This window comes from Streptomyces sp. NPDC048600, assembly GCF_055587025.1.
The window spans coordinates 390,740-410,221 of sequence record NZ_JBVJGZ010000002.1; the positions used below are offsets into that span (position 1 = coordinate 390,740).

Below are 19,482 nucleotides of genomic sequence, written 5' to 3' on the forward strand. Positions count from 1 at the left end.
TCTGTCGTGTTTTTGAGGGGCGGGGTGTGGGGCGCTTTTGTGTCTCCCCTCTGGGTGGTGGGTCCTTTGGCGGTGTGTCCTCTACCCCTAGGCGACCCCCCCCCACAAGGGCCCTAGTGCCCGTAGACCGCCCGCAGGGCGTCGCGCACGGCGGCGAGGGCCTCCTCCTGCGACGCCCCGAGCCGGTGGGCGCGCTCCGCGAACGCCCGGCCCTCCGAGGCAAGTTCCTTCTCCACGGCGGAGCCCGCGGCGGCGACGAACGTGCCGTTGCGCCCCCGGGTCTCGATCACCCCGTCGCCCTCCAGCACCCGGTAGGCCTTCGCGACGGTGTTCGCCGCGAGCCCCAGCGACTCGGCGAGCCCGCGGACCGTCGGCAGCCGGTACCCCACCGGCAGCGTCCCGGCCCGCGCCAGCTCGGAGATCTGCGCCCGCACCTGCTCGTAGGGCGGTACGCCGCTGTCATCGATGTGGATCTTCAAGGTCACAGCCCGATTGTCCCGTACCCGCGGGAAAAATGAGCGGCACCCGGATGCACGGCCCACGTAACGTGCGGCTCCATGAACGTCATCGTGCGCGAGATCCACCCACAGACCCGAGCCGATCTGGAGGGCTTCGCCGCCGTCAGACACGCTGCTCTCCCCTTCTATCTGATCACCGCGGACTCCCTCGCGCACGACCTGGCGCACTTCTCTCCGGCCGCCCGCTACCGTCCGCTCGTCGCCGAGGAGGAAGGCGAGATCATCGGCTCCGCGCAGGTCGGCCTGATCCACGACAGCCCGGACCCGGGCCAGGGGTTCGTCAATGTGTACGTGCACCCGGACCGCACCGGCCGCGGTGCCGGTTCGCTGCTGGTGCGCGCGGCGGAGGAGCACCTCGCGGCCCAGGGCGCGACCCGGCTGCTGTCCTGGGTGCTGGAAGGGCCCGGCAACCGGGCGTTCGCCGAGCGGCACGGCTATCGCGCGAGCCGGTCGGCGCACTTCCTGCGGCTGGACCTGGCGAACGGCACGCTGCCGCCGCTCCAGGACCCCCCGCCCGGCGTCGAACTGCGCACCGCCGCCGACTTCGCGGACGATCCACGCGCGCTGTTCGCGCTGGACGCGGAGACCGTGTCGGACGAGCCCAGCGACGCGGGCGCCGAACTCACCGACTACGAGGCCTGGCTTGCGGAGACCTGGCGGCATCCGCTCAACGACCTCGAACTGTCCGTCGTCGCGGTGGCCGACGGGCGCCCGGCGGCCTTCACCGCTGCCCGCACGGACGGCGCCCGCCGCTACGGCAGTGGAATGACCGGCACGGCCCGCGCACACCGCGGCCGGGGCCTGGCCAAGCTGGTGAAGAACCACTCGCTGCACCGCGCCCGCGCGGCGGGGTACACGCAGGCCTTCACGGGCAACGACACCGGCAACGACCCGATGCTGGCGATCAACAAGTGGTTCGGCTACGAGGTGTGCGCTACGGAGGTGCGTCATGTCCGCGAACTCGGCTGACTCCGCCCCCGAGGTGGACGTGGTCCTGCTCAAGGCGGGCCGCACCAAGATCCGTTACCCGGCGGAGCTGCTGTCCGACGACGGCACCCGCGTCACCGTCCGCGCCGCCTGGGCCGGGGCGGGGGTCCGCGACTTCGGCTTCGTCCGCTTCGAGCCCGGCGACGTCTTCACCGAGCACTACTGGCGCGACCGCTGGTACTCGGTGAAGGAGGTCCGGGCCGCCTCCGGCGAACTCAAGGGCTGGTACTGCGACATCACCCGCCCCGCCGCCCTCACCGGGACCGAACTCGTCGTGGAGGACCTGGACCTGGACCTGTGGTGCTCCGCCGACGGCACGGACGTACGCCGTCTGGACGAGGACGAGTTCGAGGAGAGCGGCCTGGCGGCGAGGGACCCCCGGGCGGCGTCCGAGGCCGTGGCCGCCCTCGACGCCCTGGAGGCGTCGGCGAGGACGGCGGGCGGCCTGGAGGCGCTGCTCGGCTGACCCGTCACACGGTCGCCACCACCGCGTACCGCTCGTCGCTCACCGCTCTCCCCCACAGCGCGGCGTCGTCCGACAGCCGCTCCACCCGAAGCCCCGTGGCGACGGGGGCGAGGAGGGCGGTGAGCCGCGCGGCGGGGATGCCGACCGGGGAGAGCGTGCCCCACACGCCCTCCACCAGCACCATCCGGCCTCCCGGCCGCAGCAGCGAACGCCACCGGCGCAGGGCGCGGCCGGGACGGGGCAGGGTCCACAGCACATGCCGGACGAGCACCACGTCGTAGAGCTGCTCCCCGACCGGTGGCTCGGCCGCGTCACCGGTCAGGAACGCCGCGTCACGCCCTGCAAGTTTGGTCCGGGCCCGCTCGACCATCGCTCGAGAGCTGTCGACCCCCGTCACCCGGTGCCCCTGCTCGGCCGCGAGCAGCGAGAGACTGCCCGTGCCGCAGCCGAGGTCGAGGAGGTCGGCCGGGGCCGGCGGAAGCCATTCGCGCAGGCGGCGGGCCCAGGCGAGGCGTACGTCGGGGTCGCGCAGGCCATGGTCGGGCTCGTCGTCGAAGGCCGCCGCCTAGGCGTCCCAGTCGACACTCACCGTGATCGCACGGTCACTGTTCTCGGTCATCACCACAGAGTGCCAGCAGCCACTGACAGTCCGGAGGGTGACGGGCGCCACTGACAGAGACGTCGCGATGAGGAACTCTCGGCGAAAGGGTCTACCGCCGTGACAACACGGGAATTCGGTAGGCACTGAAGGAGGCAGCCATGCGCCGAGAGACAGTGCGAAAGCCCCTGAAGCGGACGGAATCCCGCCGCGTTCGTGAGGAAGCCGAGGAACGACCTACGGAGCGCCCGGAGGTCAGGAGAGACATCGCCAGGACCTGGTGGCCGGAAGGCCCGTGAGGAACCCCGGTCAGTCCAGCACCTTGCGGTAGTGGACGCGGGCGTACGGGCCGTCCGCGTGGCGCCCCACGACCTCGTAACCGTACTTCGGGTAGATCTTCTGGTTCTCCCACATCATCACGTTCGTGTAGAGCCTGATCTCCCGCAGACCCAGCGCACGCGCGCGTGCCTCGACGAAGCGCAGCAGCCGTCCGCCCACGCCCTGTCCATGGGAGTCCGGGTGGACGGCGATGCTGTCCAGGAACAAGTGGTCCTCGTACGCCTCCAGGACGACGAGACCGACGACGGGGTCGCCCGTCACGAACACCCTCCCCGCGGCCACGTCCGCCGTGTGGTCCGCCTCCATGGGCCTGGGCATCACCCCGATGCGCTCGATGTAGGGGCTGAAGGCGGCGTCGGTGACGGCCTTCACGGCCGGGACGTCGTCGGCCCCGGCGGGCCGGATCTCGTCGTGGTTCATGGCCCGAACGGTACGCACCTCATCGCAGCCTGAGCACTTCCTTAACGGCGCCATAAGGATCTCCGTCGGGGGCCGTACGCAGGCGATTTCCCGGTGTTGTGGGGCTAGCTTCTGATCGCCGCCCCCACTTGGAGGAGATCACCGATGTCCGCACGCCGTCTGAAAGCCGCCGCCACCGTCACCGCTCTCGGTGCGGTTCCGCTCGCCCTGACCGCGCTCGCCGCCGCGCCCGCGTCAGCGCACGGCTCGATGGGCGACCCGGTCAGCCGGGTCGCGCAGTGCTACGCGGAGGGTCCGGAGAACCCGCGGTCGGCGGCCTGCAAGGCGGCTGTCGCGGCGGGCGGCACGCAGGCGCTCTACGACTGGAACGGCATCCGCATAGGCGACGCGGCCGGGCGCCACCAGGAGTTGATCCGCGACGGCGAGCTGTGCAGCGCCGGCAGCGAGGAGTTCAAGGGCCTGGACCTGGCCCGCGCCGACTGGCCGGCCACGAGCGTGAAGGCCGGCTCGTACACCTTCAAGTACCGCGTGACGGCCCCGCACCGCGGCACCTTCAAGGTCTATCTGACGAAGGCCGGTTACGACCCGACCAAGCCGCTGGCCTGGGGCGACCTGGATCTGGCCGACCCGGTGGCCACGGTGACGAACCCGGCCGCGTCGGGCGGCTTCTACACGTTCTCCGGCACGCTCCCCGAGCGCTCGGGCCGCCAGCTGCTGTACGCCGTGTGGCAGCGCTCGGACAGCCCCGAGGCCTTCTACTCCTGCTCCGACGTCGACTTCGGCGGTTCCCGGTCCGCCCCGTCGCAGCCCGCGCCGAGCGCCTCCGCGCCCTCCGAGCAGCAGATCGAGGACGGTGCCGACGAATCGGCCGTGGAGAACCACGGCCACGGCGACGACGACGCGCACACCTCCGCCGAGCCGGTCGCCGACGGGCAGGACGCCGAAGGCACCCCGGGCGCCGAGGCCGCGCGGGACGACTCCGCGGCCAACGAGCCGAAGGCGGCCGGTGCCGGGGAGAAGCTCGCCGAGGGCGGGCAGAATCTCGCCGAGACCGGCGGTGACTCGCGCACGGCGCTCATCGCGATGAGCGGGGCGGGCGCTCTCGCGCTGGGCTCGGCCGCGCTGTTCGCCACGGCGCGGCGGCGCACGGCGACCGCGGGCCGGCCCGGGAACTGACCCGGCCGGCGGGTGCCGGGCAGCCGCCCGCGCACCGCACGATCTCCGGGGCCCGACCGGCGGCTCAGGCCGGTCAGGCCCCGGCGCACGTCAACTGAACACCGACGCGCAGGTGGTCGGGGTGGCACGACCCGGGTCGAGCGCGTTGGCCACCTCGTGGAAGGCGATCCGGTCGAACAGCGCGATCGCCAGGTGCTCCGACAGATCGAGCGGACACAGGTCCTGGAGCAGCACGTTGCGCACGTTCGGTCCCTGCAGCCAGCCGCTGCCGTACGGCGTGACCACCTCGTCGTACTTGGTGGCGATGACGGTGTAGCGCACGCCGGGCACGGTGTCGCCGCCCTGGTTGAGCTTGGTCAGGAAGGGCGATCCGGCGATCTGGTCGGCGAGGCCGGGCGTGGCGGCGGTGAGCAGGTCCCGGGCGCCGGGGAAGTACGGCAGCAGATGGGTCAGCCCGTTCAGGGTGGTGCCGTGGTTGTCGGGGGCGATGCCCACCAGGGCGTTCACCTCGGCCGCGCCACCGAGGAACTTGAGGTAGTAGCGGGGCATCATGCCGCCCTGCGAGTGCCCGACGAGGTCCGCCTTCGCCGCGCCGGTCGCCGCGAGCACCTTGTCGACAAAGGCGTTGAGCTGCTCCGCCGACTTGTCGATGGGGCCGAGTCCGTAGAAGAACGGGACGCCGGGCAGCTGGCCGTAGTCGAGGGAGAAGACGCAGTAGCCCCGGTGGGTCAGATACGGGGCGAGACCGAGCCAGTTGTCGATGGAGTTGCCGAGCGTGCCGTGGACCAGCACGACGGGGCGGGGGTGGGCGGCGGACGGCTTGCAGTTGTAGTCGTTCCAGCCACTACTGGTGGTGGCGGTCTCCGCGTGGGCCGCGGTGGCGGCGGGGACGGTGGCGACCGCGGCGGTCAGCAGCAGCGCGGAGACGGTTCTGAGCAGGCGCTTCCAGGGCAGCATCGGGTGATCTCCTTGCGGCTCAAGGGAATTGGCGACGGCCTTACGCCCTGTGATCCGGATCACGGGATGCTGTTCACTCGTCAAGTTACGAACGAGTAGCCAAAGAGGGAAGTTACGCGTCAGTAAAAACTTCCGGCGCTAATCAGCCTCCGGCGGCGCTCCAGTTGACACGAGCCATGTGGTGGCCCACCGTCCTCTCCCGTCCGGCTCCCGACGCGGGACGCCTGCCGGCTCGGGGTGTGCGGGTGCGTTTGCGTCCGCGGGTTCGTCGTGGCTGTTCGCGCAGTTCCCCGCGCCCCTGAAGACGTGCGGGTTCGTTTACGTCTGCGGGTTCGTCGTGGTCGTTCGCGCAGTTCCCCGCGCCCCCAAAAGGAGGGGCGGTTGCGCCCATGCGGCGGTGGCCGGAGAGCCGGCACAGCCCCGCGCCCCTGCCTGGGGCGCCGCCTTCGGCGGTCTGGAGGTGTGGGTGGCTGACGGGACCCGCCTCACGCCCCCCTGGGCCAACTGACGTATACGAAGGGGGGTTGACAGCGACGCCCTTCTCAGGCGGCCCCGCTGAGCGCCCCCGGCATCACCGCCCGTGCCCCGAACTTCGCCCGTGCGCGGTCCGCGACCTCCTCGATGCGGCGGACCTTCTCGTCGACAGGGTCGAAGGTGAGCTGACGGGACGCCCGTTCGGCGGAGACGAGGCCCTCCGCCCGCAGTACGACCGCCCGCACCCGGGCCCGCTGAAGACCGAGCGCTTCATGGAGGCCGTACGCCACCCGGGTCAGCTCCACCGAGTGCGCGGTCGGCTCCTTGAGCGTGCGGCTGCGCGTGGTGGCCGAGCGGTCGGCATAACGCACGGTCAGGGTCAGGGTGCGGCTGACCTTGTCCACCGCGCGCAACCGTGCGCCCAGTTCCTCCGCGGCGGAGAGCAGCGCCCGCCGGTGCCGCGCGGGGTCCAGCTCGTCCAGGGGGAAGGGCCGTTCGACGGCGAAGGACCGGGAGACGGCGTTCGGGACGACCCGGCTCCGGTCGACACCGCCCGCCTTCTGGTGCAGCTCACGGCCGGCCCGCGCCCCGACCAGCCGCTGGAGCGTGGACAGGGGCGCGGCGGCGACCCGGCCGAGGGTGTCGAGGCCGTACTCGTCCAGGACACGGGCGGTCGACGGGCCCACGCCGGGCAGCGCGACGACGGGCTGTCCGGCGAGGAACTCCCGGGCGGTGTCGGCGGACACCGCGCGGGTCACCCCGGGCCGGGCCTCGCGCAGCGCCATCCGCGCCAGCATCGGGCCCGGCCCGGCGCCGATCACGCAGTCGACACCGTGCAGCGCGAGCGCCCGCACCCGGATCACCGAGGCCAGTTCCATCGCGTCGCGCCCGAAGTAGCGTTCGGCGCCGCCCAGATCGACCAGCGCCCCGTCCGGCGGCAGGGCCTCGACGACCGGCGTGAACTCCTCCAGCAGTCCGAGCAGCCCCGGCAGGGCGGCCTCGTACATCGGCGGCAGCTGGAAACGTACGCAGAGGATGGTCATCCCGCACTCCCCGGACTCTGGTGCCACAACTTCCTTGCGGTGGAGGGCCCTTGTGAGGCCTCCTGGCCCGCCGGGCGCAGATCGGCCCACGGGTGCATCTCGTATCCGGTCGGCAGCTGGATGCGCCGGCCGTGTGTCGGGTCCTCGGCCGGGCCGACGGGCGCGGGCTCCGCCAGCCGGGCGGCGACCTCGTCGAGCCCGCCCCGGGCGCGTAGTTCGGTCAGTTCGGCGAGGTTCCACGCGGCGGCGCCCACCACGCTGAGGCTGCGCGGGCCGCGCCGCTGCACCACTCCGCGCACCAGCAGCAGCCAGGAGTGGAAGACGGTGTGGGCGCAGGCGTCGTGGGAGTCGTCGAAGAAGGCGAGGTCGACCAGGCCGGTGCCGTCGTCCAGGGTGCTGAAGATGACCCGCTTGCCGGAGCGGATCGGCGGTGTCTGGGTGGCCGCCTTGGCGCCCGCGACCAGCACGGTCTCCCCGTGCCGGGCCTCGCGCAGCCGGCGTGCCGAGACCACGCCGAGTTCGTCGAGGAAGGCGCGGTGGTCGTCCATGAGGTTGCGGGAGACGTCCATGGAGAGGACGCCCAGTTCGGCGCTGAGCCTCTCCGTCTCGGAGAGGTCGGGCAGTCCGGCGGGCGCGGTCCTGCGGCCTCCCGCCAGGGGGAGCTGTCCGCCGCCCGCGCCTCTGCCCCGGGCGCCCCGGTGCAGCTCGGTCAGATGCAGCTGCAGATCACGCCGGTTGGCGCCGAAGGCGTCCAGCGCGCCGACCTGGGCGAGCCGTCCGGCCACCGGGCGGCTCGGCCGGGCCCGTTCCCAGAAGTCCAGCAGGGAGGCGTACGGCTGCCCGTCGGCGATCCGGGCCGCCTCGGCCTCGCCGATGCCGTGCACGTCGGAGAGCGCGAGCCGCAGCCCCCAGATCCGCGACCCCTTGGAGTCGGACACCAGTTCGATACGGTGGGCGACCCCGGACGCGTTGACGTCCAGCGGCAGCACCGGCACGCCCCGCCGCCGCGCGTCCGCGAGCAGCAGCCGCTTGGGGTACATCCCGGGGTCGTGCGTGAGCAGCCCCGCGTAGAAGGCGGCCGGGTGATGCGCCTTCAGCCAGGCCGACTGGTAGGTCGGCACGGCGAAGGCGACCGCGTGCGCCTTGCAGAAGCCGTAGGAGCCGAAGGCCTCGACGATCTCCCAGGTCCGCTGAATCGTTTCTGCGTCATAGCCGCGAGCCGCCGCGTGCTGGGCGAACCACACCTTGATCCGCCCCTGCGACTCCGGGTCGGACAGCCCGCGCCGCACCCGGTCGGCCTCACCGCGTCCGCAGCCGGTCATCACCGCCACGATGTCGATGATCTGCTCGTGGAAGACCACGACCCCGTAGGTGTCGCGCAGCGCCTCGTCCAGGTCCGGGTGCGGGGAGCGCACCGGCGCCCGCCCGTGCCGGGCCTCGATGAACGGCCGCACCATGTCGGCGGCGACCGGGCCGGGCCGGAAGAGGGAGATGTCGACCACGAGGTCGTGGAAGGTGGCCGGCTGCAACCGCCCCACCAGGTCCCGCTGGCCCGGCGACTCGATCTGGAAGCAGCCCAGGGTCTCGGTGGAACGGATGAGCCGGTACGTCGCCGGGTCGCCCGGCTCCACCGCGTCCAGGTCGATCCGCTCGCCCGTGGTCCGCGCCACCTCGGCGACCGCGTGCGCCATCGCCGACTGCATCCGCACGCCCAGCACGTCCAGCTTGAGCAGCCCGAGGTCCTCCACGTCGTCCTTGTCGAACTGGGACATGGGGAACCCCTCGCCGCTGGTCGGCATCACCGGCGTACGGGTGAGCAGGGAGGCGTCGGACAGGAGCACCCCGCACGGGTGCATGGCGACCCCGCGCGGCAGCGCGTCGAGCGACTCGACCAGGTCCCACAGCCTGCCGTACCGCTCCCGCTCCCCCGCGAGCTGCTTCAGCTCGGGCAGTTCCTCCAGGGCCGCGCGGGCGTCCCGGGCGCGGATGTGCGGGAAGGACTTGGCGATCCGGTCGATGTCGGCGGGGTCCATGGACAGGGCCGCGCCGACGTCCCGGATCGCGTGGCGCACCCGGTAGGTCTCCGGCATCGCGACGGTGGCGACCCGTTCGGCGCCGAACCTGCCGATGATCGCCCGGTAGACCTCCAGCCGGCGCGCGGACTCCACGTCGATGTCGATGTCGGGCAGCACGATCCGCTCCTTGGACAGGAAGCGCTCCATGAGCAGCCCGTGCTCGACGGGGTCGGCGTGCGCGATGCCGAGGAGATGGTTGACCAGGGAGCCCGCGCCGGAGCCGCGCGCGGCCACCCGGATGCCCATCTCCCTGACGTCGTCCACCACTTGGGCGACCGTCAGGAAGTAGGAGGCGAAGCCGTGGTGGGCGATGATGTCCAGCTCGTGGTGCATCCGTTCCCAGTAGGCGCGCCGGCCGGCGTGGCCGCTGCGCACCATGCCCGCCACCGCGCGGGAGGCGAGCGCCCGCTGGGCGGTGCGGCGGCCCGCGCCGACCAGATGCGGCTCGGGGAAGTGGACGCTGCCCATGCCGAGGTGGTCCTCGGGGTCGACCAGGCACTCGGCGGCCGTGGCCCGGGTCTGCTCCAGCAGCCGGTGCGCGGTGTCCCGGCGGAAGCCCGCGGCCTCGACGATCCGCTCGGCCGCGCCCAGCATGGCACCGGCGTCCTTCAGCCAGGCCTCGCCGGAGTCCAGTTCCCTGGCCGGGTCGATGGGGACCAGCCGGCGGGCGGCGTCCAGCACGTCGGCGACCGGCCCTTGCCCGGGGTCGGCGTACCGTACGGCGTTGCTGAGCACCGGCCGGATCCGCTGCTCGGCGGCGAAGCCCACGGTGCGGGCGGCGAGGCGCAGCGAGCCGGGGCCGGTGCCGTCACGGCCGTGCCAGACGGCCTCCAGCCGCAGGGCGTCGCCGTAGACCTCGCGCCAGGGGGCGAGCAGTACGGCGGCGCGGTCGGGCCGGCCGGCGGCGAGGGCGCGGCCGACGTCGGAGTCGGGGCCGAGCAGGACGGTCAGGCCGTCGGCGTGGTTGCCGGACCAGGGCAGCACCGGGGGGCCCTCGCCCTGGTGGGCCGTGGTGACGAGCCGGCACAGGTCGGCCCAGCCGCGGGCGCCGTCGCGGGCGAGGAAGGTGACGCGCGGGGCCGACTCGTCGACGAAGGCGCCGCCGCGCACGGGGGTGCGCCGCCGCTCCGAGGAGGTCGGCTCCGCCCGGCCGGCGGGGCTCCCCGTACGCCGCGTGGAGCCGTCGGCGCGGACCGGCCCGGGCGGGGCCACCGCGAGGTCCGCCCCGAACAGCGGACGGACGCCCGCCCCGGCGCAGGCCTTGGCGAAGCGGACCGCGCCGGCGACGGTGTCGCGGTCGGTGAGGGCGAGGGCGTCCATGCCCCGTTCCGAGGCGCGCTCGGCCAGCCGCTCCGGATGCGAGGCGCCGTAGCGCAGGGAGAACCCGGAGACGGTGTGCAGATGCGTGAAGCCCGGCATCCGCACCTCCCGCCATCACACAATCGAACACTCGTTCCCAACCTGCTCACCCCCACCATAGACCAAAACCCGAACACATGTACGACAACCGTCCGGGCGCCTCCCACCTGCGTAAACGCCCACCACCACCGGGCCCGGCCGGCGCTGCGGCAGCGACGTGCGAACGGCCTCACCCCGGGGACCGAGGTCCCGGGGTGAGGCCGCAGGCCGACGCGGAAGGGGCGGTCAGCCGATCTGGGTGCCCGTCGCCGACAGCGCCTCGGTCACCGGCTGGAAGAAGGTCTCCCCGCCGGAGGTGCAGTCGCCGCTGCCGCCCGAGGTCAGCCCGACCGCCTTGTCGCCGGAGAACAGCGAGCCTCCACTGTCGCCCGGCTCGGCGCACACGTCGGTCTGGATGAGGCCGTTGACGATGTCGCCGTTGCCGTAGTTGACGGTGGCGTCCAGGCCGGTGACCTTGCCCGAGTGGACCTGGGTGGTCGAACCGCTGCGGGTGACCTCCATGCCGACGGTGGCGTCCGCCGCGCCGCTGATCGCCTGCGTGGAGCCGTTGTAGAGGTTCACCTCGCTCGGGTGGTCGACCTCGGCCGTGTACTTGACCAGGCCGTAGTCGTTGTCCGGGAAGCTGGACGTCTCGTTGGTGCCGATCTCCTTGCCGGAGGAGTCCGACCAGGTGGTGATGGACTCGGTGCAGTGGCCCGCGGTCAGGAAGAACGGCTCGCCGCCCTTGACCACGTTGAAGCCGAGCGAACAGCGGCCGCTGCCGTCGGTGATGGCGTCGCCGCCCGCGACGAAGGCCTTGAACTCACCCTTGGTGCGCTGGAGTTCGGCCGTCTGCCCGAGCCCCTGCACGACCTCGGTGAGCTGCGCCCACTCGGCGTCGGAGACGGTGCGGTCGGCGGTGACGACGACCTTGTTGGTCGTCGGGTCGGTCACCCAGGCGGTGCCCGGGATGGTCGCGTCCTGCCGGAGCGTGGTGCGGGCGCTCTTCAGTTCGGCGAGGGAGTTCTCGACGATCCGCGCCTTGGCGCCGGCTTCCTCGACGGCCTGCGCGGCAGCCTCGTCGAGGACGTTGACGACCAGGTTCTTCGCCCGGGCGTCGTAGTACGTGCCTGCCGCGTCGGCGCCGAGGTCCTGGCCGAGCAGCGTGGCGAGCTTTCCGGCCGCGGGCGCCGAGAGGGTCTTCGGCTGGACGGTGTCCGGGGACTCGCTGGCGTTCGCACTCTGGAAGGTGACACCCGCGACCACCAGTGCGGCGATACCCGCACCTGCCGCGGCAGCCCGCCGCCTGGGTATGCGTCGGTGCTTCAACTCATGTCCTCCTGTGGGGGGTCGGTCCACAGGCCGTGGGGACCTCGTGGACCGGAAGGCCGGTTGACGGGCAGCTACTCTTCCGAACCCCACAGGGAGCACACAAGGTCGACTTCAGGACGCGCGTGCGGCAACTGCCGTGCGCCCTGGCCCCCTGCGCCCACCAGCACTTCCACGGCCGCCCCACCGAGCGTTCACAGAACATTCGCACTGCAAACACTACGCGCGAGTAACTCGTGCCGGACCGTGAGGTCTAGGCCTGGCCTGATATCGACTCCACGGCGGCCGGGGGCAGTTGCCGTACCCCCTCCGCGGGAACCCGGGGTCCCCCTCGGGCCCGTCCGGGGTGTGTACTTCGGAGGCGACGCGGGGACAGCCGCGACGGGGAGAGGGAGGACACAGGTGGTCGACGGCGTACGGCTGCGGGACGGCCGATGGCTCACGGTCGAGGAGTACGGCGACCCCGACGGCAGCCCGGTCGTGCTGCTGCACGGCACCCCGGGCTGCCGCTTCGGCGTGGCGCCGCGGGACGTCCTGGACGCCCGCCCCGGGGTGCGGTTCATCGCCTACGACCGCCCCGGGTACGGAGGTTCGGACCGCAGGGCCGGGCGCCGGGTGGCCGACGCCGCCAGGGACGTGGCGGAACTGGCCGACCACCTCGGACTCGGCCGGTTCGCCGTCCTCGGCCGCTCGGGCGGCGCCCCGCACGCCCTGGCCTGCGCCGCGCTGCTGCCCTCCCGGGTGCGACGGGCGGCGGCGCTGGTGTCCCTGGCGCCACCGGACGCGCCGGACCTGAACTGGTTCGCCGGGATGACCCGTTCCAACGCCGAGGACTACACCCGGGCCCTCACCGACCCGGTCGCCTTCGCCGAACGGCTCGCCGCCCGCGCCGCGGACATCCGCAGCGACCCCGCGCAGCTCCTGGTGTCCCTGCGCGACGGGCTCACCGACTCCGACCGGCGGATCGTGGCCGACCCGGCCGTCACGGACATGCTGCTGCGCGGCTACCGCGAGGCCCTGCGCACCTCGGCGTACGGCTGGCTCGACGACAACCTCGCGCTGCTGAGCAGCTGGGGCTTCGACCCGGCCGTCATCACCCGGCCGGTCCTGCTGTGGCACGGCGCGCAGGACACCTTCTCCCCGGTGGGCCACTTCGGCTGGCTGGCCGACCGCATCCCGCGGGCCCGCCCCGTCCTGGACCCGGACGCCGGGCACTTCGGAGCGATCCCCGCGCTGCCCGCGGTACTGGACTGGCTCTGCCCGGAGCCGGCGTCGTCATGATCCGAGGCCGACCGCCGGGGGACGGATGCCGGGTCGCCGGCTGTCCGGTCTCCGGGCAGAGCGCGCCGGGCGTCGCCTGAACGGCTCAGGAACCCGCCGCCGGGGAGCCGGTACCGGGCCGCTCGTTGCGGGCACCCCGCATCAGGTCCATCACCCGCTCATGGCTGTCGCCCACACCGTCGCCGACCCGCAGCCGCATCCGCAGCTGGTCGATCTCGTCGACGAAGCGCTCGCCGTAGGTCCCCGCCCGCATCGGGTTGCCGCCGAGGGGGAACCCCGCGCCGGTGAGCCGCAGGTAGTAGTCCTTGCCGGCGATCAGGCCCTGATCGGCGAGGGCCCGGAGCAGCCCGGCGTGGTCGGTCCACTCGGTGGGCCGGCCGCCGCGCGGCACGAAGCAGTAGTCCACCCGCTCCACCACCGAGGGCTGCGAGCCGCCGTTCAGCAGGTCCACCCGCCAGCCCGGCTCCTCGGGTCCGAGGTCCCCGTCCGTCCAGGAGGAGGTCCAGCCGAGGGCGGGCCGTACGGTCCGCCCGTACTGCGCCCGCCCGAACACGGCGGCGAGCGCCACCGCCAGCAGGCTGCCCAGCGGGTTCATGTCCATCAGCCGCAGCCGCCAGGGCCAGTCGCGGGCCAGGTCGCCGGTCACGTTGGAGCGGACGATCTCCCACAGCAGGATCAGTGTCAGCGCGATCAGCAGGACGAGCGGCGCCACGAACAGCAACGGGCTGCGCCGCACCCGCCGTTGCCGGTCGTCGAAGTCCACCCGTCGTCCCTCCCCCGTGAAAGCCGTGCCGGGACGATCATCTCCCCGCCCGCTGTCGCTGACAACAGCGGGCCCCCGCGCGGCAGTCGGCGCGCGGGGGCCCGTCGTTCAGCGGTGAGCGGGGCGGTGCGGGATCAGAAGACGCTGACGCCGTACGCGCTCAGGGCCTCGGTGACCGGCTGGAAGAAGGTCGTCCCGCCGGAGGAGCAGTTGCCGCTGCCGCCGGAGGTCAGGCCGTAGGCCACACCGTTGCTGCCGTAGAGCGGGCCGCCGGAGTCGCCGGGCTCGGCGCAGACCGTGGTCTGGATCATGCCGTAGACGACGTCGCCGCCACCGTAGTTGACGGTCGCGTTGAGCGCGGTGACCCGTCCGGTGTGCGTACCGGTGGTGGAGCCGGTACGGATCACGTTGGTGCCCACGCTCGGGGTGGCGGCGCTGGTGATGTCCACGCTGCCCGCGGTCCCGGACTTGGTGATCGACGTGTTGCTGTAGCGGACGATCCCGTAGTCGTTGGTCGGGAAGCTCGATCCGGCCGTGGGGCCGAGGACCGTGGTACGTCCGGAGTTGGAGTACCAGGTGCCGGCGCCGTCGGTGCAGTGGCCCGCGGTCAGGAAGTAGTAGGTGCTGCCGCTGCGGACGTTGAAGCCCAGCGAACAGCGCCAGCTCGTCGCGTAGATGGCGTCGCCGCCCTTGATGAGCTTGTTGAACTTGCCCGGGGTGCGCTTGACGGTGATCGCGCCGGCGTCGGCCCCGGCCTGCTTCTTGATCTTCGCCAGCTCGGCCTGGGAGACCGTGCTGTCGGCGGTCAGCACGACACGGTTGGTCTTGGCGTCGACGGCCCAGGCGGTACCTGGGACATCTGCCTCGAGCACCGCGTCGGAGACGCCCTTGAGCTCGCTCGTGCTGAAGGTGGTGGCGCCGGACGCGTTCGCGTTGGGGATCGCGATCGCGGCAGCGGCCACGAGTCCGGCGGTGACGGCGGTCAGCCGGGTCCGTCTCGAAACGCCGCTGCGGGGAGTGGTGCGCTTGATCCTCACTTGTCGTTCCTCCACAAAGGAAGTCGGGGGCCCGCGTGGGGTCGGGGCCCGTGAGGCGCAGTCGGGGACAGCTTTCCGGATCCCGGAAATGCCGTGTCCCTGACAAGCGCTTGTGGGGGGAGTATTCGGCCGCGCGGCCGATCGGCGCAAGGGCACCTTTCGGCCGTGCGGCTTTCAACTGTCCCGCCGTCCACGCGCGTCCATCAGGGACAGGGCGGCCGCGGACCGGGCCGCCGCAGCCCCCGGGGACCGGATCGGCGCAGGTTCCGCTCCCCCGCCGCGACCGCCGCACGCAGGGTGTTGCCGGGCGGCGGGAAGGGGCAGATGAAGTGGTCGGCGAAGGCGCAGGGCGGCAGCAGAGCCCGGTTGAGGTCGACCGACGTACGGCCCTCGGCGTCCGGCGCCTCCGGCCGCAGGAACCGGAAGCGATGGCTGCTCACGCCGCTGGTGGCGTCGGCGAACACCGCCCACAGCGAACCGTCGCCCTCCACGCTCACCTGCAGCGTGAACTCCTCCCCGTCCAACGCGAAGGACAGCTCACCGCCGAGCCCGAGCCCGCGCTCGCGCCCGTCCGCGTTCACCACCCGCACGGTCCGGCCCGTGCCGTACGGCGTGAAGCGCCCCGGCACCGCCCAGCGCGGGTCGTACGGCGTGGCCTCGATGCCCCCGAAGGCCCGCCTGGCCTCGGACTTCGGGTCGAAGTCCCTTATCCCCCAAACCCCTTCGCGCACCAGCACGACCAGTCGGCGGTCCCCCAGCGCCACCCGGGAGACGGCCGCCGCGCCGGTGTCGGCCGCGAGGCGCACCTCTCCGGTGAGGGGTCCCCCGTCCACGGTCAGCGAGTCCCGCGCGGTGGCGGTCAGCACCACACCGTCCCCGTCGGCCCGCCAGGCCCCGGGAATGTCCGGAAGTCGACCCTCCGGATAGTCCTCCAGCCAATGGGTGCCTGTGAGCGAGAGCGGACCATGGGGCGCCGCCACCGTCTCCAGCCGGTGTTCGTGCCACTGCTTCCAGTCGTGCGCCGCGTCCGTCGTCATGTGATCGACCTTTCCATGGTGTTCACGGAGTGCGGCAGGCCCAGGTGTTCGCGGAGCGTGCCGCCGGGATAGAAGGTGCGGAACAGTCCGCGGTGCTGGAGCAGGGCGACCGTGGCGTTGACGAACCGTTCCAGGTCGCGCAGCGGTTCGACGGGCGTGACATGGAACCCGTCGGCGGCGCCCTCGGTGTGCCAGAGGGCGATCAGCTCCGCGAGGTCGACGGGGCCGCCGCGGTAGAGCGGGCCCTGCGCGGTGTGCCGGGGGCCGCCCCCGCCGTGGCCGGGCTCGGCCGCGTGCTCGCCGCCGCCGAGGTCGATCCGCAGGCTCGCCAGTACGCGCAGTGTGTCGGGGTCGCGCCCGGACTCGGCGGCGGCCCGGCGCAGTTCCCCGCGCGCCGCGCGTGCCTGCGCCGCCCCGGCGGCCCGTACCAGCGCCACGTCGGCGTACCGGGCGGCGAACCCCAAGTCCCCTCGCCCCGGCCCGGCATCGACGACGAGCACGGACGCCTCCGCCGTACGCCGGTGCGGGTCCGGCGCCTCGGTCGGCGGGCTCGCCCGCGCCTGCGGTTCCTCGACGAGCAGACCCGCGCGGCCGTACGCAGCCGCGCCCGCGGCGGCCTCGGCCACCAGCCCGATCCGGCCGGTGAGCGCGGCCGCGCGCGACAGTGCGGACGGCGCGTCCGGGCCGGCGAGCGTCACGAAGTCCAGCCCGCCACGCTCGGCGAGCCGCACCGCCTCGGTACAGGACTCCGCGCCGGGGTCCAGCGCGGCGGCCAGGTGGAGCATCCCTCGTCCGTACGGGGAGGTCATCCGGAAGAACCCTTTCGTCAGAGAGCGAAACGCCCTGCTCGGCGGGCGTCTTGGACGGCAGACGGCCCCACCGGCCGGAGCCACGGAGATCCGTCAGAAGGGCCCTGGTGGCCCGGCCCGTCCCCCTACGCCACGGCCCTCCCGGCCGGCTCCGCGAGGAAGGCCGGCACGGACCGCGCGGTGGTGTCGTTCGGCCGGAACGCCGGGCCGCCGGTGCGCGGCCGGGTGAAGGCGCCCGAGCCGCGGGCGTCGGTGTGCGGCCCGAGCGCGAACCGCCGAGGACGCGGGCGCCCGCCACGGTCCAGCACCCGCCCGTCGGCGGGGGCGACGGCCGGCAGCCCGTCCGGGGGGCGGTCGCCCCGTCGGCGTACAGCTCCCGCAGCAGCGCCTCGACCGGCGCGCGGGCCTCGGTCACCGCACCGGACACCGTGGGACTGGACGCCCGGAACAGCCCGCCCTCGGCGGCCACCGCCATGTCCGCGCCGACGAACCGCAGCACCCCGGCCCGCGACAGCGCGAGCATCTGCCGCAGCCGGGGGCCGGGCGGCCCGGAGGCGAGATCCGTGTCGTCGGTGAACATGGTGATGTCCTCGGCGTGCGAGTTCATCCACAGCGGCGGCGACTGCGCCTCGCGCCAGGTCCGGCCGGCGCCCGGCGGGTGCGGGTCGACGAGATGGATGTCGAGCCCCGAACCGGTGTACGGAAGCGGCGCGTTGGCAGGCGATCCGCTCCAGCACTCCGCTGCCCCGCGGCCCGGCCCCCACGATCACCGGCGAGGATCTCATCGCGAGGCCCCCGGGCGGACGGCGTGGCGGCCGGAGCCGACGGCGGGACCCGGCGGAAGGAGGGCGGCGGCGGTCCGGTGACGCGACACGATCCGCGGTGCGGTCGCGGCGTCCTCGGAGTGGTCGGCCGCCGTGGGGACTTGGGCGAGGGGGTCGGAAGGCATGCGAAGGCTCCATGGCGCGATGGATGGATTCCTTCACACGGCGGCGCCGTACGGCGCGACACGGCCGAGCCCCTCAGCAGGGCCGTCCGCCGAGACTACGGGGCCGTTTCCCCTCGCTGTCAAGGCTGTCCGGAGTGTGAGCACTACGTCTCACCGTGGTTGACGCATCATCGGCGAGCTGTTCCACTTGCCCCATGCATCCACAGCAGTGGCTGGTCACGCGCTCCCACATCGACTTCGGTCGAGTGTGGTCCTGTTCCTGTTGAGCCGACCCCCTGCCCGCCCCCGTCCGACGCGGGGCTCATCCACCTGAGGCGGGACGCGTCACGCGCTCCCCGCTCACGCCTTCACACACACGCGCCCCTCCCCTCACGCGTTCGTCGCCCTCAGCAGTTGCAGCCGCAGTCGCACCCGCTGCACCCGCAGTCCTCACCACAGCAGTTGCAGCATTCACAGCAGTCGCAGCAGTTGGAACAGTCGCAGTTGGAGCACAGCCCGTCCTTGGGCTGACGCGTCCAGGGGTCCTCGTACGTGCCGCAGCACATCTGGCAGGTGCAGGCGAGCCCGGCCCACACCGCGCATCCGGCCAGCAGTCCACGCCGGTCGCGGTGCGGCGGCTGCGGCGGCAGGGGCGCGCCCGGACCGCCGGGCGGCCCGTAGGGCCCCGACGGCGGCGGCCCGTACAGCGAGGGCCCGTGCGCGCAGGCGACGGTCCCGAAGGCGCGGTCGACGGAGGCCGCCAACTCGTGCACGAGCAGCCGGTGGGCCAGCTTGGCGTCGCTGAAATCGGCCTCCCGCAGCGCCAGCCGGATGCCGTGCACGGCGTCGTCGGCGAGCCGCCGGGCCTCGTCCAGCGAGGTCCCCGTCGCCGCGAGTGGGTTCCACGCGCCCGACGCGGCGTCGGCCTCCCGGTCCTCCACCGCGTCCAGCAGATGCGCGAGACGTCCGAACAGCCGCCCCGCCTCGGCGAGCGGCTCGGCGTTGCCCGGCCGCCCGGCGAGGACGGCGGTGTGCGCGAAGGCGGCCGCCGTGGCGGTCTCGGTCGGCTCGGTGACGGTGAGGATCGGGGTACCGGGCCCGGCCAGCGCCTCCAGCCCGGTCTGCCGGTCCACGGCGTCGACGAGCACGGCGGTGTCGAAGCCGACCGCCGATCCGCTACGGGCTCCCGCCCGTCCCCAACTCGCGGCGACCCGGCGCGCGGCGACGGCCACGGGGGCCCGCGCCAGCAGCCCGTCCCCGTCGGCCATGTGGTCGCGCACCTTGGCCGAGGCGAGCACCAGCGACACGGCGGCGGCGAGCCGGGCACCCTCGCCCTGGGCCACGGAGGCGGTGCGCATACCGCGCAGGGGGCAGGGTCCGGCCGTGCGCCGCCAGCCCTCGGCCCGCTCCCGAGGTGCCTGAGCCTCCGTCAGAACCGAGACCAGCAAACCGTCGTAATTCGTGACAATCCGGGCGAACTGCCCATGGTCCTTGCGCAGCGCCAGGCACAGCCCGCACAAGTGGGCCATCCACTGGGTCTTCAGCCGTTCACCGAGGCGATGACGGCATGGCCTGACGATTCCGAACACGACGATCCCCCGTGATGCGTACGACGTTTGACACGGCGTCGACAACGAGCCGAGTGGCCCGATCGTATCGGCCGATCGTCGGGCCGCGAGGGCCTCCCCCGGTGCGGTCCGTTCACCCGTACGCACCGTCATTCACTCGTGTGCCGTGAAGAATCATATTTCACTCACAGTCAGCAGCCATATGCGTCACGACCCTTGGGGGAACAGGGCTCTCGACGGATCGGCTGTGCACCAGTACCGTCACAAACCCCCCGCGCG

16 protein-coding genes and 2 pseudogenes are annotated in these 19,482 nt (G+C 73.1%); 4 read left to right on the forward strand and 14 right to left on the reverse strand.

From position 1 onward, the window contains the following. Window positions 1-113: 113 nt before the first annotated feature. Window positions 114-485 carry a GntR family transcriptional regulator gene (locus tag ACZ6SQ_RS03935; protein WP_469556491.1) on the reverse strand — a complete coding sequence of 124 codons (372 nt, stop codon included), beginning with the start codon at window positions 483-485 and terminating at the stop codon, window positions 114-116. Between the two features lie 72 nt (window positions 486-557). On the opposite strand from ACZ6SQ_RS03935, the gene ACZ6SQ_RS03940 reads away from it, so the two are divergent. Both ACZ6SQ_RS03940 and ACZ6SQ_RS03945 read left to right on the forward strand, forming a co-directional pair. After that, on the forward strand, window positions 558-1,487 hold the full coding sequence (locus ACZ6SQ_RS03940) for a GNAT family N-acetyltransferase (RefSeq protein ID WP_469556493.1): 930 nt from the start codon (window positions 558-560) through the stop codon (window positions 1,485-1,487). Further along, a complete protein-coding gene (locus ACZ6SQ_RS03945; protein ID WP_469556495.1) occupies window positions 1,468-1,971 on the forward strand; it encodes a ribonuclease FAU-1 family protein in 504 nt (167 codons plus the stop codon). The genes ACZ6SQ_RS03940 and ACZ6SQ_RS03945 overlap by 20 nt, the downstream gene beginning before the upstream one ends. Window positions 1,972-1,975: 4 nt before the next feature. Here the strand turns inward: ACZ6SQ_RS03945 and ACZ6SQ_RS03950 are convergent. Beyond that, window positions 1,976-2,590, reverse strand: a pseudogene (locus ACZ6SQ_RS03950) (class I SAM-dependent methyltransferase). Between the two features lie 288 nt (window positions 2,591-2,878). Beyond that, on the reverse strand, window positions 2,879-3,328 hold the full coding sequence (locus tag ACZ6SQ_RS03955) for a GNAT family N-acetyltransferase (RefSeq protein WP_469556498.1): 450 nt from the start codon (window positions 3,326-3,328) through the stop codon (window positions 2,879-2,881). A gap of 144 nt (window positions 3,329-3,472) precedes the next feature. On the opposite strand from ACZ6SQ_RS03955, the gene ACZ6SQ_RS03960 reads away from it, so the two are divergent. Further along, entirely contained in the window at window positions 3,473-4,504 is a 1,032-nt protein-coding gene (locus ACZ6SQ_RS03960) for a lytic polysaccharide monooxygenase auxiliary activity family 9 protein (protein ID WP_469556500.1), read from the forward strand. A gap of 90 nt (window positions 4,505-4,594) precedes the next feature. Here the strand turns inward: ACZ6SQ_RS03960 and ACZ6SQ_RS03965 are convergent, their stop codons facing one another. From ACZ6SQ_RS03965 to ACZ6SQ_RS03980, 4 genes are all read right to left on the reverse strand, one after another. Continuing rightward, complete coding sequence (locus ACZ6SQ_RS03965) at window positions 4,595-5,461, reverse strand: esterase/lipase family protein (RefSeq protein ID WP_469556503.1); 867 nt, start codon at window positions 5,459-5,461, stop codon at window positions 4,595-4,597. Window positions 5,462-6,003: 542 nt separating this feature from the next. Next, window positions 6,004-6,978, reverse strand: a complete 975-nt coding sequence (locus tag ACZ6SQ_RS03970) for a DNA polymerase Y family protein (protein ID WP_469556505.1) — start codon at window positions 6,976-6,978, stop codon at window positions 6,004-6,006. After that, window positions 6,975-10,472, reverse strand: coding sequence for a DNA polymerase III subunit alpha (locus ACZ6SQ_RS03975; RefSeq protein ID WP_469556507.1), 3,498 nt, complete (start codon window positions 10,470-10,472; stop codon window positions 6,975-6,977). The genes ACZ6SQ_RS03970 and ACZ6SQ_RS03975 overlap by 4 nt, the downstream gene beginning before the upstream one ends. A 225-nt stretch (window positions 10,473-10,697) precedes the next feature. Continuing rightward, on the reverse strand, window positions 10,698-11,780 hold the full coding sequence (locus ACZ6SQ_RS03980; protein WP_469556510.1) for a S1 family peptidase: 1,083 nt from the start codon (window positions 11,778-11,780) through the stop codon (window positions 10,698-10,700). A gap of 402 nt (window positions 11,781-12,182) precedes the next feature. Here ACZ6SQ_RS03980 and ACZ6SQ_RS03985 point away from each other — a divergent pair, with 402 nt between their 5' ends. Continuing rightward, window positions 12,183-13,061 (forward strand): alpha/beta fold hydrolase, encoded by an 879-nt coding sequence (locus tag ACZ6SQ_RS03985; protein WP_469556512.1) that lies wholly within the window; start codon window positions 12,183-12,185, stop codon window positions 13,059-13,061. Between the two features lie 85 nt (window positions 13,062-13,146). Here ACZ6SQ_RS03985 and ACZ6SQ_RS03990 read toward each other — a convergent pair whose 3' ends face one another. The 7 genes and pseudogenes from ACZ6SQ_RS03990 to ACZ6SQ_RS04020 form a co-directional block, all read right to left on the reverse strand. Next, window positions 13,147-13,824: a hypothetical protein gene (locus tag ACZ6SQ_RS03990; protein ID WP_469556515.1), complete on the reverse strand. Its 678-nt coding sequence runs from the start codon at window positions 13,822-13,824 to the stop codon at window positions 13,147-13,149. Between the two features lie 134 nt (window positions 13,825-13,958). Continuing rightward, window positions 13,959-14,861, reverse strand: a complete 903-nt coding sequence (locus tag ACZ6SQ_RS03995; RefSeq protein WP_389326129.1) for a S1 family peptidase — start codon at window positions 14,859-14,861, stop codon at window positions 13,959-13,961. A 203-nt stretch (window positions 14,862-15,064) separates the two neighbouring features. After that, window positions 15,065-15,898, reverse strand: coding sequence for a DUF1684 domain-containing protein (locus tag ACZ6SQ_RS04000; RefSeq protein WP_469556519.1), 834 nt, complete (start codon window positions 15,896-15,898; stop codon window positions 15,065-15,067). Further along, on the reverse strand, window positions 15,895-16,707 hold the full coding sequence (locus ACZ6SQ_RS04005) for an LLM class oxidoreductase (RefSeq protein ID WP_469556522.1): 813 nt from the start codon (window positions 16,705-16,707) through the stop codon (window positions 15,895-15,897). The genes ACZ6SQ_RS04000 and ACZ6SQ_RS04005 overlap by 4 nt, the downstream gene beginning before the upstream one ends. A 125-nt stretch (window positions 16,708-16,832) precedes the next feature. Further along, a pseudogene (locus ACZ6SQ_RS04010) lies at window positions 16,833-17,492 on the reverse strand (FAD/NAD(P)-binding protein). Next, window positions 17,489-17,656, reverse strand: a complete 168-nt coding sequence (locus ACZ6SQ_RS04015; RefSeq protein ID WP_469556525.1) for a hypothetical protein — start codon at window positions 17,654-17,656, stop codon at window positions 17,489-17,491. Before ACZ6SQ_RS04015 ends, ACZ6SQ_RS04010 begins: the two are co-directional and overlap by 4 nt. Window positions 17,657-18,042: 386 nt before the next feature. Beyond that, on the reverse strand, window positions 18,043-19,224 hold the full coding sequence (locus ACZ6SQ_RS04020) for a DUF5685 family protein (protein WP_469556528.1): 1,182 nt from the start codon (window positions 19,222-19,224) through the stop codon (window positions 18,043-18,045). Window positions 19,225-19,482 lie beyond the last annotated feature (258 nt).